At 56.7% G+C, this 12,851-nt stretch carries 14 protein-coding genes; 12 read left to right on the forward strand and 2 right to left on the reverse strand.

Annotated elements, in window-relative coordinates; all coding sequences use genetic code 11:
- The first annotated feature begins 24 nt into the window (after window positions 1–24).
- The 3 genes from ACXADZ_RS04285 to cmk all read left to right on the forward strand — a co-directional run bounded on the left by ACXADZ_RS04285 (window position 25) and on the right by cmk (window position 3,144).
- Entirely contained in the window at window positions 25–1,098 is a 1,074-nt protein-coding gene (locus tag ACXADZ_RS04285) for an amidohydrolase family protein (RefSeq protein WP_475192894.1), read from the forward strand.
- 85 nt (window positions 1,099–1,183) lie between these two features.
- On the forward strand, window positions 1,184–2,530 hold the full coding sequence (aroA, locus tag ACXADZ_RS04290; protein WP_475192896.1) for a 3-phosphoshikimate 1-carboxyvinyltransferase: 1,347 nt from the start codon (window positions 1,184–1,186) through the stop codon (window positions 2,528–2,530).
- Complete coding sequence (gene cmk / locus ACXADZ_RS04295; RefSeq protein WP_475192897.1) at window positions 2,527–3,144, forward strand: (d)CMP kinase; 618 nt, start codon at window positions 2,527–2,529, stop codon at window positions 3,142–3,144. The genes aroA and cmk overlap by 4 nt, the downstream gene beginning before the upstream one ends.
- Before the next feature lie 23 nt (window positions 3,145–3,167).
- On the opposite strand, the gene ACXADZ_RS04300 is transcribed toward cmk, so the two are convergent.
- Complete coding sequence (locus tag ACXADZ_RS04300) at window positions 3,168–3,644, reverse strand: YHS domain-containing (seleno)protein (protein ID WP_475192902.1); 477 nt, start codon at window positions 3,642–3,644, stop codon at window positions 3,168–3,170.
- Window positions 3,645–3,862: 218 nt separating this feature from the next.
- Here ACXADZ_RS04300 and ACXADZ_RS04305 point away from each other — a divergent pair, with 218 nt between their 5' ends.
- Window positions 3,863–4,399, forward strand: a complete 537-nt coding sequence (locus ACXADZ_RS04305; RefSeq protein WP_171669329.1) for a hypothetical protein — start codon at window positions 3,863–3,865, stop codon at window positions 4,397–4,399.
- A 156-nt stretch (window positions 4,400–4,555) separates the two neighbouring features.
- Window positions 4,556–6,241, forward strand: a complete 1,686-nt coding sequence (locus tag ACXADZ_RS04310) for a tryptophan halogenase family protein (protein ID WP_171187019.1) — start codon at window positions 4,556–4,558, stop codon at window positions 6,239–6,241.
- A 43-nt stretch (window positions 6,242–6,284) separates the two neighbouring features.
- On the opposite strand, the gene ACXADZ_RS04315 is transcribed toward ACXADZ_RS04310, so the two are convergent.
- The gene (locus ACXADZ_RS04315; protein ID WP_475192908.1) at window positions 6,285–6,692 is read right to left on the reverse strand and encodes a hypothetical protein; all 408 of its coding nucleotides are present in this window, start codon (window positions 6,690–6,692) and stop codon (window positions 6,285–6,287) included.
- 197 nt (window positions 6,693–6,889) lie between these two features.
- On the opposite strand from ACXADZ_RS04315, the gene ACXADZ_RS04320 reads away from it, so the two are divergent.
- The 7 genes from ACXADZ_RS04320 (at window position 6,890) to trpB (ending at window position 12,390) form a co-directional block, all read left to right on the forward strand.
- Window positions 6,890–7,183 carry a DUF6525 family protein gene (locus ACXADZ_RS04320; RefSeq protein WP_475192911.1) on the forward strand — a complete coding sequence of 98 codons (294 nt, stop codon included), beginning with the start codon at window positions 6,890–6,892 and terminating at the stop codon, window positions 7,181–7,183.
- A 266-nt stretch (window positions 7,184–7,449) separates the two neighbouring features.
- On the forward strand, window positions 7,450–9,126 hold the full coding sequence (gene rpsA, locus ACXADZ_RS04325; protein ID WP_171094327.1) for a 30S ribosomal protein S1: 1,677 nt from the start codon (window positions 7,450–7,452) through the stop codon (window positions 9,124–9,126).
- Window positions 9,127–9,396: 270 nt separating this feature from the next.
- Window positions 9,397–9,681: an integration host factor subunit beta gene (gene ihfB, locus ACXADZ_RS04330; RefSeq protein WP_008758048.1), complete on the forward strand. Its 285-nt coding sequence runs from the start codon at window positions 9,397–9,399 to the stop codon at window positions 9,679–9,681.
- A gap of 7 nt (window positions 9,682–9,688) precedes the next feature.
- Complete coding sequence (locus ACXADZ_RS04335) at window positions 9,689–10,039, forward strand: lipopolysaccharide assembly protein LapA domain-containing protein (protein ID WP_475192915.1); 351 nt, start codon at window positions 9,689–9,691, stop codon at window positions 10,037–10,039.
- A gap of 9 nt (window positions 10,040–10,048) precedes the next feature.
- Entirely contained in the window at window positions 10,049–10,690 is a 642-nt protein-coding gene (locus tag ACXADZ_RS04340) for a phosphoribosylanthranilate isomerase (protein ID WP_475192916.1), read from the forward strand.
- Between the two features lie 47 nt (window positions 10,691–10,737).
- On the forward strand, window positions 10,738–11,073 hold the full coding sequence (locus ACXADZ_RS04345; protein ID WP_171094321.1) for a DUF3291 domain-containing protein: 336 nt from the start codon (window positions 10,738–10,740) through the stop codon (window positions 11,071–11,073).
- Between the two features lie 69 nt (window positions 11,074–11,142).
- Window positions 11,143–12,390: a tryptophan synthase subunit beta gene (trpB, locus tag ACXADZ_RS04350; protein WP_475192920.1), complete on the forward strand. Its 1,248-nt coding sequence runs from the start codon at window positions 11,143–11,145 to the stop codon at window positions 12,388–12,390.
- Window positions 12,391–12,851 lie beyond the last annotated feature (461 nt).

A 12,851-nucleotide genomic window follows, 5' to 3' on the forward strand; every position in this document is an offset into this window, starting at 1 on the left:
CACAGCCTTTTGTCCGGGATTGCCATGTCTGATATTCGGATCACGAACTGCCACACGCACCTTTTTCACGCGCGCCATGTGCCAGAGGATTACCCCTATCCGGCACTCAAGCCATTCAAAAAGATGCCTTGGCTGATCAAGGCTCTGGCCTTTGGTGCGCGCCTGATTGGTCAGCATTCCGCCGCCGAAAAACTGGACAGGCTTTACCGCTTTCAGCAGGAAACGGACGCGGGCAGCCAGCGCGATATTCTGGACAACATGCGGCGACACTATCCCAGTGATACCCGTTTTGTCGTGCTGCCAATGGAGATGTCAGCTTTTGGGTTCGGCGCGCCGGAGGTTCCGCTGAGCGCGCAACATGACGAACTGGCAAAGCTGTCTGGCGAACCGGATGTCGGCAGGTCCGTAATACCCTTTGCAACGATTGACCCGCGTGCCGATCCTCAGGCGACGGAACTCTGGCGGGCCATAGATGGTCTGAAGTTTCGGGGCCTGAAGCTCTATCCGCGTCTGGGGTTCGCGCCGGACGATCCGGTTCTTATGCAGCATGTTTACCCGCGGTTAGAAGAGTTGAACCTGCCGGTCATGTCCCATTGCTCACGCGGCGGCGTTCAGGGGCGCTATCTTTCGGACTATTGGGCCGACCGCTATACCGAGCCCGAGGCGTTTATTCCCGTGATGCGCGCTCATCCCAAGCTACGGATTTGCTTGGCGCATTTTGGCGGGCAGCGCGACTGGGATGCCTATGTCAATCCGGATCGCAAGAACCCGCTGGATGACGCCTTCAACCGGAACTGGCAGGTGGCAATCCGGCGCATGATCGGCAGTGAAAACTACCCCGGCCTCTGGACGGATATCTCTTACACATTGTTCCAGTTCGAGGATTACGCCCCGTTCCTGCGCATTTTCCTGACCGGCGAAGATGAAGAAAGTGAGCGTCTCAGGTCGCGTGTCCTGTTTGGATCAGATTACTACATGACCCGGCAAGAAGCGCTGTCAGAAAAGGCGGTCTGTTTTCGGTTGCGCAACATCTTGGGCGAGGAGATTTTCCGGCAGATCGCTGAAGAAAACCCGGCGAAATGGCTGGGGGAAGCCTGAGAGACCGCTTTGCGCTCATTGTCGCTGGACCAACCCGTTCCAATTCGCTAATCCGCCTTGAACTGATAGCGCAAAAGGAGCCCCCATGTCCGGACACGGCACGCCCATCCCGATGACCTCGCATCCCTGCGGCCCGCTGACTGGCACGGCCGAGGTGCCGGGTGACAAGTCGATCTCGCACCGGTCGTTGATCCTTGGCGCGATGGCTGTGGGTGAGACCAGGATCTCGGGCCTGCTGGAGGGCGAAGACGTCCTGGACACCGCCAAGGCGATGCGGGCCCTTGGAGCCGAGGTTACAGATCACAGTGGCGGCGAATGGACCGTGCATGGCGTAGGCGTTGGTGGCTTTGCGGAACCGGATCAGGTGATCGATTGCGGCAATTCAGGTACCGGTGTGCGCTTGATCATGGGCGCTATGGCAACCTCTCCGATCACAGCGACCTTTACTGGCGATGCCAGCCTGAACAAACGTCCGATGGCGCGGGTGACTGAGCCTCTGGCCCTGTTTGGCACACAATCGGTTGGTCGGTCCGGTGGGCGTTTGCCGATGACCATCGTGGGTGCCGCGGACCCGACCCCGGTACGGTATGAAGTGCCCGTGCCCTCAGCTCAGGTCAAATCTGCTGTCTTGCTGGCGGGATTGAATGCCCCCGGCAAAACCGTTGTGATCGAGAAAGAAGCAACACGCGACCATTCCGAACGGATGCTGGCCGGGTTCGGCGCTGAGATAACTGTTGAAGATACAGATGAGGGTCGTGTCATCACTCTAACCGGACGGCCCGAGCTGAAGCCTCAGGTCATCGCCGTTCCTCGCGACCCGTCCAGTGCAGCCTTCCCGGTGTGCGCCGCGCTGATCACACCCGGCTCGGATGTGCTGGTGCCCGGCATTGGTCTAAACCCTACGCGTGCAGGACTGTTCACCACACTACGCGAAATGGGTGCGGATCTGACCTATGAGAATGAGCGCGAAGAAGGTGGCGAACCTGTTGCCGATCTGCGCGCAAAGTACTCACCTGACATGAAGGGGATCACCGTGCCGCCGGAACGCGCGGCCTCGATGATCGATGAATATCCTGTACTTTCCGTGGTTGCGGCCAACGCCACCGGCACCACGATGATGGGCGGTGTAAAAGAGCTGCGCGTCAAGGAAAGCGACCGTATCGACGCCATGGCGCGCGGCCTGCGCGCAAACGGTGTGACGGTAAACGAAGGTGACGATTGGTGGTCGGTCGAAGGGCTGGGCATCGGCAACGTTCCCGGCGCAGGTACCTGCGAGAGCTTTCTGGATCACCGCATTGCAATGTCTTTCATGGTGATGGGCATGGGCGCGCAGAAACCAGTAAGCGTTGACGATGGCGGCCCGATTGCAACGTCGTTCCCGATTTTTGAACCGTTGATGGCATCGCTGGGTGCTAAGGTCGAACGCTCGTGAGCTTCACAGTCGCGATTGACGGGCCTGCGGCAGCAGGCAAAGGCACGATCTCGAAAGCCGTTGCAGCGCATTTTGGGTTTGCCCATCTGGACACAGGGCTTCTCTACCGTGCGGTGGGTCGACGTGTTTTGGCGGGCTCCGATCCGGTCGACGCGGCAAAGGCTTTGACCGCCGAAGAGTTGGAGCAAGGCGATCTTCGTACTCCCGATATCGCTCAGGCGGCGTCCAAAGTAGCGGTTGTTCCCGAGGTCCGCGCCGCGTTGGTGGATTTTCAACGCGCCTTTGCCCGCAGGGCCGGGGGGGTCGTTCTGGATGGGCGTGATATCGGGACGGTGATCTGTCCAAATGCCGAGATAAAGCTGTTTGTGACAGCCAGCGCCGAAGTGCGCGCTGAACGCCGGTATCTTGAGCTTAGCGCCAAAGGTGCCGATGTGACACGCGATCAGGTTCTTGCAGATGTCAAAGAGCGCGACGCGCGCGATGCAGAGCGTAGCACTGCACCGATGAAGCCTGCCGAGGATGCGGTTCAGTTGGACACAACCGATTTGAGCATCGAGGCCGCATTGGCAAAAGCGCTTGAGGTCATCAACGCAAAATTGCCCGCGACACGCTAGCGCCGCAGGCAAAGGGTAGGGATTTAAAGCTCGCCGACGGCGACGCTTTTAATGTTTGCCCACTGATCGTCAGCTGTTTTTGCGGTGCCGACAACGTCCTTAAGAAAGGCTGCACGGGTTTCAGCGTTCAGGAACAAGTACAGTTTGCCGTCGGCTACCAGATACTGATCGGGATCACCGTCGAACTTCTTGCCGACTGACACGCCGAACGAACAGAACCCGCCATGCTGCGGCAAATACGCAGCGGGGTTTGCCTCAAAGGTTTCGCGGTTCGCAGCGGTCGTGAAGTAGTAGGAGGCGCCGTCATATGTTGCCGAGTGTGTAGCAAAGCCTTCGACCGGGTTGCCGTCGTTCACCAACGCAACCAGATCCACCCCATGTGCGGCCAGCGGTGCCCCTGCGGCAGAAATGCCGTTTGATACGTTGATCTCGTCGGCCGCAAAGGCCGGAGTGGACAGGGCAATAGCCGTCGTCAAGGCGGTCAGAACAATGTATTTCATAGTGAGTTTCCTTTTGGTTTCGGTTTCGGGCCAGGCACTGTGCTGGCCGATGACACACAGTTAAGGCGAAGCGATTGAACGTTTAATCGCAGAAGAGACACTTATCTTTGCAGATCGTACAATCCGCTGAATGATATGGTGCCCCAGATCACTAAGCTTTGTTTGGCCAGTTCGTATCGCGGTTCGTATGGTCAAAGGGTGTCTGCAGGAGTGACCTCATGTTTCGCTTAGCCCTCATTCTGATTTTCATCTCTGGAAGCCTTGCCGCTCAGGAAGTTGAGCCGAAGGTCCCGGAGGCTGAGCCGCCGATGACATATGAGCGGCTGGGTAACATCCTCTTTGCGTTGGATCCCAAGGCCGAGCCGTTTGGTCCTGGCTTCCAGATGACCGTGGCTGACGAGCAGGTTTTGGTGATCACCGACGTTAATGCGGATCGAATGCGCGCCATGATCGCCATCGGCAATGCCGCAGACCTTTCGGAAGAGGATTTGATCCGCGTGATGCAGGCCAATTTCGACAGTACGCTGGATGCGCGTTACGCAATTGCCAATGGTATCCTGTGGGCTGCGTTCATTCACCCGCTGTCGTTGCTGGAAAAAGATCAGTTAATTTCGGGGCTGGCCCAGACTGTGAATATCGCAAAGACATATGGCACGTTGTACACCGGTGGGGCTGCAGAGTTTGGTGGGGGTGACAGCACCGATCTTCAGCGTGCTTTGATTGAAGAACTTTTGAAAAAGGGCGAAGAAATCTGACCAGCCCATATGTGTGCGTAAATTGCGGTTAAAGCCCTAGATGGACGCAGGAAAGCTGTTATAGTTTCCCCCAAGCAAAAAGGGAGAGCTGCCACATAACCCGACTAAAAAGGGAGGCAGCCGTAAAATCCCCAAAGCCAACAGGGACAAAACCATATGAATAATCGTTTGAACCAAATCACCATCGTGGGCGGCGGCACGGCGGGGTGGATGACCGCGTTGATCCTGGACATGGTGTTTTCCAGGACGTCCTCGCAAAAGGATCGCCCGCGTATCTGTCTGATTGAAAGTCCCAATATCTCGACCGTGGGTGTGGGTGAGGCCACGGTGCCGCGCATGCCGGTCACGCTGCGCCAGGCAGGCATTTCCGAGCGAGATTTTTTCCGCGAGACCAACGCGTCGTTCAAGCTGGGTGTAAAGTTTTGCAACTGGAACAAGGACAGCAAGGGAAAACGCATCGATTATGTGAACCCTTTTGCCCATGGGCAGATGTTGGAAGGCTTGGATGCCGCCGAGTACTTCCTGCGCTTTGGTAACGGGGATCGGGACTTTACGCAGTCTATCTCGCCTCATGACGATCTGGGCCGTCTTTGCAAAGGTGCGCGGCAACTGGGGCAACCCGAATTCGAACAGCGCTTTGGCTATGCTTACCACCTGGATGCAGTGAAGTTTGCTGGAATGCTGACCAAGGTCTGCACCCAAAACGGTGTGGAGCATATTCGGGATGAGGTGCAATCGGTTGAGCTGGATGAACAGGGAAACGTCAGCCATTTGATGCTGGAACGCAGGGGCCGCTATGACATCGAGATGGTTGTTGATTGCACCGGCTTCCGCGGGTTGATCATCAACAAGGCGCTGGGCGAGCCGTTTCTGGACTATTCTGACTACCTGCCCAACGACCGCGCCATGGCGTTGCAAGTCGAGCATCCCAATCCGAAGAAGATCGAGAGCCTGACACGATCCACTGCACTTGGCGCAGGCTGGACGTGGCGGGTGCCGCTCTATAACCGCGTGGGCACTGGATATGTGTTCTCATCGGCGCATCGCACGGATGATCAGGCGGCAGATGAGTATCTTGAATGGCTGGGGGACAGCGGCAAGGGTTTGACACCGCGCGTTATTCCGATGCGCGTCGGGCGCGTGCGCAATGCCTGGGTCAAAAACTGTGTCGCCATTGGTCTGTCGGGCGGATTCATCGAACCGCTGGAAAGTACCGCGATCCACATGATTGATCATGCGGTGCGCTGGTTCGCCGAGCATTTGCCGACACGCGCCATCGAGCCATCGCTGCGAGCTAGATACAACCGGCAGATGGACAAGATGTACAACGAGGTGTTGGAGTTTATCTGCCTGCACTATCGCTTGGGCAATCGCACGGACGATCCCTATTGGATCGATGCGCGGACACAGATGAAGGTGCCGGACCGGTTGGCCGAGAACCTGGAGCTGTGGCAGCACCGCCTGCCAATGGATCACGATGTCGAGTTCGCAACGCTGTTTGATCATCGCGTGTATCAGACAGTTCTGTTGGGCAAACAGGTCTATGACACAGGCTATGGGCCGGGTATCCGGGATCAGGTGAGACCATTGAAGAAGGTGATCTGGTATCAGGGTATGCAGCGCGCGAAAGAGGATCTTGCGCAGATCATCAGAACAATGCCCGATCACAAAACGCTGCTGCGCGATATCCGTGGCGAGCTAGAGCGTCCGGCCTTTGGCAAAGCAAAGGTTGCGCAGCCAACTGTCGCGATGCCGGGCACTGCTCCGGCTCCGGTCAGGATCCAGAACATGCCCAATTTTGCCGAAATCCAAAGCGGTGCCAAGGACTTGCAGCTGTTCTAAAGAACGGCTGCCGATTGTGCAGATGTCTTGATGGGGGTGCGCCTTACGCCGGTACTGGAACCGGCGTTCGATCTCCCATCAGATACCGGATCACGTCCACATAGTCGAAGCCCAATGAAATCGCGATGGTCAATAAGACCGCGCGGATGATCCATCCGGGGATAACGGGCATGTCTTCACGTGCCTGTTGCCTCCACAGATACCAGGCAACTGGCGTCCAGAACACGACATGGCCCAGCCCCATTAACCGGACATAGCCAAGCTGGTTGAAGATCAGCAAAACCCCGACCGCAGCGAGCACACTGCCAACGACGGTGATGATTGCTGTCAGGCGCGTTTGTTTCCAGATCACAAGAGAGATCGGGAGGAGGAAGGCCCCAAAGCTCAGGACGTTTAACCAAATCTGAATCCACTGAGGCTGTTGGGCGACGATGAGGTTGAACTCTTCCATGATCTGACATCTCCGGTGTGTCTCTGAGCAGCCCCACTGGTGCCTTGTTGCAAGCGGTGATTCAACAAACCCGCAGCGTTATCAACGGAATGTGAGTGAGCCGGCATTAGGTGGGTTCCTTATGGCTCTGGTCATCTTGCACTTGGTTTTTTGAGATGTAATATCATCACAAAAATTGGACCGCAAAGAGCATGAACTTGAGCAGAACCCAGCAACGGGCTTTCCCAATGGGCGAATCCAATCGCAACCTGCGCAGTACCCTCAAGCGCCGCAGGCGGAACATCCCACCGATGCAGGCTTATGACGCGCTACCTCAGGAGTTGCGGCAATGGTTGGCGCAAGCCTGCCTGCCTTGGAGCCCAAGCTCGGCTTTGAAGATCTGGAACAAGGCCGGGGGTGGTCACGATCCGTTGGTTGCAATTGGTCGTCTGGAGACGGTAGAACGGGCCATGTTGCAACGCGACGCTCAAGTGTGGGGCGCGAACAGATAGGCGAATTGCAGCAGCAATGACCTGCCGAACCTTGAAAACATGGGCTTTGCCCTTGCACATATCAGGGAATCCGCCTATACGCGCGCTGTCGATACAAGGGCGGTCAACGTCCGGATGACGTTTCTGAGCAGGGCCGGGTTACCTCGGCCCTTTGTGTTTGTTTGCTTAGGGGCGCACCGGGTCACGCCAGACGGCATCATGAAACAAGACCGGCGGAGACAACCGCTCGGCCAGCAAAAACGTACTGTAAAGGAAAACAACGCCACATGGCTAACGCATCCATGGAGGAATTCGAAGCCCTCCTTAACGAAAGCTTCGAAATGGACACGCCCGAAGAGGGTTCTGTTGTCAAAGGCAAGGTTCTGGCGATCGAAGCCGGCCAAGCCATCATCGACGTAGGCTACAAAATGGAAGGCCGCGTTGATCTGAAAGAATTCGCAAATCCCGGCGAAGCCCCTGAAATCGCTGTTGGTGACGAGGTAGAAGTCTACCTGCGCGCCGCAGAAAACGCCCGCGGCGAAGCCGTTATCTCGCGCGAGATGGCCCGCCGTGAAGAGGCATGGGACCGTCTGGAAAAAGCATATGCCGACGACCAGCGTGTCGAAGGTGCTATCTTTGGTCGCGTCAAAGGTGGCTTCACCGTCGATCTGGGTGGCGCAGTTGCGTTCCTGCCCGGCTCGCAGGTTGACGTCCGCCCCGTGCGCGACGCTGGCCCGCTGATGGGTCTGAAGCAGCCGTTCCAGATCCTGAAAATGGACCGCCGTCGTGGCAACATCGTTGTGTCTCGCCGCGCAATCCTGGAAGAATCGCGTGCCGAACAGCGTGCCGAAGTTATCGGCAACCTGTCCGAAGGTCAGACCGTCGAGGGTGTTGTCAAGAACATCACCGAATACGGTGCATTCGTTGACCTGGGCGGCGTCGACGGCCTGCTGCACGTCACCGACATGGCATGGCGTCGTGTGAACCACCCGTCCGAGATCCTGACGATCGGCGAAACCATCAAGGTTCAGGTCATCAAGATCAACAAAGAAACCCACCGCATCAGCCTGGGCATGAAGCAGCTGCAAGAAGATCCGTGGGATCTGGTTGCTGCGAAATACCCGCTGGGCTCGGTCCATCAGGGTCGCGTCACCAACATCACTGACTACGGCGCGTTCGTCGAGCTGGAAGCCGGTGTCGAAGGTCTGGTGCACGTGTCCGAGATGTCCTGGACCAAGAAAAACGTCCACCCCGGCAAGATCGTTTCGACCAGCCAGGAAGTCGACGTTATGGTTCTGGAAATCGACGGCGCCAAGCGTCGCGTGTCTCTGGGCCTGAAGCAGACTCAGCGCAACCCATGGGAAGTGTTTGCAGAAACACACCCCGAGGGCACCGAGGTCGAAGGCGAAGTCAAGAACATCACCGAATTCGGTCTGTTCATTGGCCTCGAAGGCGACATCGACGGCATGGTTCACCTGTCCGACCTGTCCTGGGACGAGCGTGGCGAGGATGCGATCCAGAACTACCGCAAAGGCGACATGGTTTCGGCCGTTGTCTCGGAAGTTGACGTTGAAAAAGAGCGTATCTCGCTGTCGATCAAAGCCCTGGGCGGTGACAAGTTCGCCGAAGCCGTGGGCGGCGTGAAGCGTGGCTCGGTCATCACCGTTGAAGTGACCGCTATCGAAGATGGCGGTATCGAGGTCGAATACGAAGGCATGAAGTCGTTCATCCGTCGTTCGGACCTGTCGCGTGACCGTTCCGAACAGCGCCCCGAGCGTTTCTCGGTCGGTGACAAGGTCGACGTCCGCGTCACCAACGTCGACAGCAAGACCCGCCGTCTGGGCCTGTCGATCAAGGCACGCGAGATCGCCGAAGAGAAAGAGGCCGTGGAACAGTACGGTTCTTCCGACTCGGGCGCGTCGCTGGGCGATATCCTGGGTGCAGCGCTGAAGTCGGGCGACTAAGCCCCGGGCGCATCCCAAGAAAGAATTTCGGCCTCGCGCATCAGCGCGGGGCCGTTTTTGTTGCGAATCAATATGTTCCAAATGGCTTGCTTATTCGCGGTATTGTTCGCGCTTTAAGTGTGCAAAATCCGCTGTCCGGCAAAAATTCGTGTGAGAATATGGCAAAATAAAGCCTCAGCGCGCAGAGTATGCGTTCCCCCAAACCGGATTTTTTCCTATACTGTCAAATCAGTAGACCTGACACACCGGCTGCCTGGGAGGGTATCACGCATGATCCGTTCAGAATTGATTCAGAAAATCGCTGACGAAAACCCGCATCTCTATCAGCGTGATGTTGAGCGGATCGTGAATACCGTGTTCGAAGAAGTCACCGATGCCATGTCACGAGGCGACCGTGTCGAACTGCGTGGTTTCGGCGCGTTTTCGGTCAAAAAGCGCGATGCACGTGTGGGCCGGAACCCTCGCACGGGTGAGACGGTTCAGGTCGAGGAAAAATGTGTACCGTTTTTCAAAACTGGCAAGTTGCTAAGGGACCGATTGAACGGTAAAGCCTGACCCTATGATGCGCTACATTCGATACGCTTTTCTTGGGACTCTTGGGATCATCCTGATTTCGGTGTCCTTGGCTAATGTTGAGTCGGTTGAACTTAAACTGATGCCGGACCCGCTGGCTGAGTTGCTGGGGTTCAACCTGACCGCTTCGCTTCCCTTGTTCCTTGTGGTTCTGGGCGGTGTTGTGGCCGGTCTGATCATCGGATTCATTTGGGAATGGATGCGTGAACATAAGCATCGCCGTGACGCAACGGTGAAGAAAAGCGAAGTGCGCAAGCTTGAGCGAGAGGTCAAGAAGCTCAAGAACAAGCAAAACGAGGGCAAAGATGATGTTCTGGCCCTTCTGGATGAGGCAAGTTGAGCCCACCCCATGTCAGATGTTAGGTTCAAAATCTGCGGCCTGACCGCACCTGACCACGTGCGCGCGGCTGTTGACGGCGGAGCAGGGTATGTGGGTTTTGTTTTCTTTCCAAAGTCGCCGCGCCATCTGGAGACCGCGCAAGCTGCGGCATTGACGCAATTGGTACCGCCGGGCGTGGCGAAGGTGGCATTGGTCGTAAATGCGACTGACGAAGAACTGGACAGTATCGTGTCCGCAGTTCCGCTGGACATGCTTCAATTGCACGGCAAGGAATCACCCCATAGGGTGACTGAGGTTCGTGACCGTTTCGGATTGCCGGTGATGAAGGCAATCGGTGTGGCCGAAGCCGAGGATCTGACTGCAATAGATCTGTACTCCGAGGTGGCAGACCAATTGCTTATTGATGCAAAGCCGCCGAGGGATTCGGAATTGCCCGGTGGAAATGGGTTAGCGTTCGATTGGCGTTTGCTGGCGGGTCGGAAATACTGGCGACGCCCATGGATGCTGGCTGGCGGCCTGACTCCGCAAAACGTTGCTGAAGCCGCCAGGATGACCGGCGCGCGGCAGGTTGATGTTTCTTCCGGTGTCGAAAGCGCGCCGGGCCAAAAGGATGCCACGCTGATCCGCGCGTTTGCTGCTGCTCTGGTGTGATCTGATTTCGAATTCGCTGCGTATCCCCCGATACGGAGGGATGGAAAATGTTAGCAGCAATCGGCGGAATCTCGTTAAAACACTGGTACAACGCGCCCGAGTTTTTCTGGCGCGCGCGGCAGGCATATCATCAAGCAAAAGGTGATCCCTTGTGCCTTCATGCGGCAGTTTTTCGGCAGGACGGTCTCTATTTCTCACTTAGCGTTTGGCACGATATAGAGGCGATGTTGACCTTCGCGCAATCCGGCCCACATCGTCGCGTCATGATGGCGGCTGATCGATTGGCGGATTTGAACCGGTTTTACCATTTTAGCTGCATTGGTGTCCCAACCTCGGATCAGGCAATTCAAGTCTGGCGCCAAAACACGCAGGTTGCGGAATGATGCGTTTTGCCCATGGCAAATCCCGCCGCCACCTCCTATGAACAACGGGTACGACGAGTGGAGACACCCATGGCCAACGATCTTTTCAACTCTTTCATGTCCGGCCCCGATGAACAGGGGCGTTTCGGTATCTTCGGCGGACGGTTCGTCAGTGAAACGCTGATGCCCCTGATCCTGTCGCTGGAAGAGGAATACAACAAGGCCAAGGATGATCCGACCTTCTGGGCCGAGATGGACGATCTGTGGGCCAACTATGTGGGCCGCCCCTCACCGCTGTATTTCGCCGAACGCCTGACCGAGCATCTGGGCGGCGCAAAGATTTACCTGAAGCGTGATGAGTTGAACCATACCGGCGCGCACAAGATCAACAACGTGCTGGGCCAGATCATTCTGGCGCGGCGTATGGGCAAGACCCGGATCATTGCCGAGACCGGGGCAGGGCAGCATGGCGTGGCCACCGCCACCGTCTGCGCCAAGTTCGGCCTGAAATGCATCGTCTACATGGGTGCGCATGACGTTCAGCGTCAGGCCCCGAACGTATTCCGCATGCGCCTGTTGGGTGCCGAAGTGATCCCGGTCACGTCTGGCCGTGGGACGCTGAAAGACGCGATGAACGACGCGCTGCGCGATTGGGTGACCAATGTGCGCGACACGTTCTACTGCATCGGCACCGTGGCCGGTCCGCATCCCTATCCGGCGATGGTGCGTGACTTCCAGTCGATCATCGGCAAGGAAGCGAAAGAGCAGATGATGAAGGCCGAAGGCCGTCTGCCCGATACGATCATCGCTGCCATCGGTGGTGGGTCGAATGCAATGGGCCTGTTCTACCCCTTCCTCGACGACAAAGACGTCAACATCATCGGCGTCGAGGCCGGTGGCAAAGGCGTGAATGAGAAGATGGAGCATTGCGCCTCACTGACCGGGGGCCGTCCGGGCGTGCTGCACGGCAACCGCACATATTTGTTGCAGGATGACGACGGTCAGATTCTTGAGGGCTATTCGATCTCGGCTGGCCTGGACTATCCGGGCATCGGGCCAGAACACTCCTGGCTGAACGACATTGGCCGCGCGAATTATGTGTCGATCACCGATAAAGAGGCGCTTGAGGCGTTCCAGCTGTGCTGCGCGACCGAGGGCATCATCCCAGCGCTGGAACCCAGCCACGCGTTGGCTCATGTGATGAAAATCGCGCCGGATCTACCCAAGGATCACCTGATCTGCATGAACATGTGCGGTCGGGGTGACAAGGACGTTCAGACCGTGGCGAATTATCTGAATTTCGACATGTCTGACACCGAAGGTCGCACAGTCGGTTAAATCAAAACCGGGGCCCTTTGCCCCGGTTTTTTCTATCCACGCTTACGCTTTGTTGGACTCGCCTATAAGTAGAGTCACCAAACCTAAGGAATCGAGAGCGGACTAGGTGTCTGGTCGAGTAGGAAAGACGGTGTTTCTTGATTGAGGATAGCCTGATTTGATCGCATGAACTGTTGCAATTTTGCTAACTTTTCTCAGCTTCAACTCCCAAAACACCGCTGGTTTTCCATCTGCCGTTGCGGGCCGTTTTCTTGCATAACACCTTCAAAAACCTCTGGTTCATTGGTGCGACCTAAACAGCTTACAAAAAACGATTAACAATTGCGTAGTTGTCGGCGCTTTGTCGTGCAATCCCACATTCTATACAACTTCTCAGAATTGATTTAACGTTTTGTAAACTGGTTTTGGGAGCCGGTTTATCGGGGATGTCTCTACTTGTTGGCGCAAGAGATGACACGCTT

The organism is Ruegeria sp. ABM4_193, from assembly GCF_056158705.1.

Bases quoted from the DNA above. Each gene is read 5' to 3' on its own strand.
- ACXADZ_RS04285 (WP_475192894.1), top strand. From the start codon at position 25: ATGTCTGATATTCGGATCACGAACTGCCACACGCACCTTTTTCACGCG.
- aroA (WP_475192896.1), top strand. From the start codon at position 1,184: ATGTCCGGACACGGCACGCCCATCCCGATGACCTCGCATCCCTGCGGC.
- ACXADZ_RS04300 (WP_475192902.1), bottom strand. From the start codon at position 3,644: ATGAAATACATTGTTCTGACCGCCTTGACGACGGCTATTGCCCTGTCC.
- ACXADZ_RS04305 (WP_171669329.1), top strand. From the start codon at position 3,863: ATGTTTCGCTTAGCCCTCATTCTGATTTTCATCTCTGGAAGCCTTGCC.
- ACXADZ_RS04310 (WP_171187019.1), top strand. From the start codon at position 4,556: ATGAATAATCGTTTGAACCAAATCACCATCGTGGGCGGCGGCACGGCG.
- ACXADZ_RS04315 (WP_475192908.1), bottom strand. From the start codon at position 6,692: ATGGAAGAGTTCAACCTCATCGTCGCCCAACAGCCTCAGTGGATTCAG.
- rpsA (WP_171094327.1), top strand. From the start codon at position 7,450: ATGGCTAACGCATCCATGGAGGAATTCGAAGCCCTCCTTAACGAAAGC.
- ihfB (WP_008758048.1), top strand. From the start codon at position 9,397: ATGATCCGTTCAGAATTGATTCAGAAAATCGCTGACGAAAACCCGCAT.
- ACXADZ_RS04335 (WP_475192915.1), top strand. From the start codon at position 9,689: ATGCGCTACATTCGATACGCTTTTCTTGGGACTCTTGGGATCATCCTG.
- ACXADZ_RS04340 (WP_475192916.1), top strand. From the start codon at position 10,049: ATGTCAGATGTTAGGTTCAAAATCTGCGGCCTGACCGCACCTGACCAC.
- ACXADZ_RS04345 (WP_171094321.1), top strand. From the start codon at position 10,738: ATGTTAGCAGCAATCGGCGGAATCTCGTTAAAACACTGGTACAACGCG.
- trpB (WP_475192920.1), top strand. From the start codon at position 11,143: ATGGCCAACGATCTTTTCAACTCTTTCATGTCCGGCCCCGATGAACAG.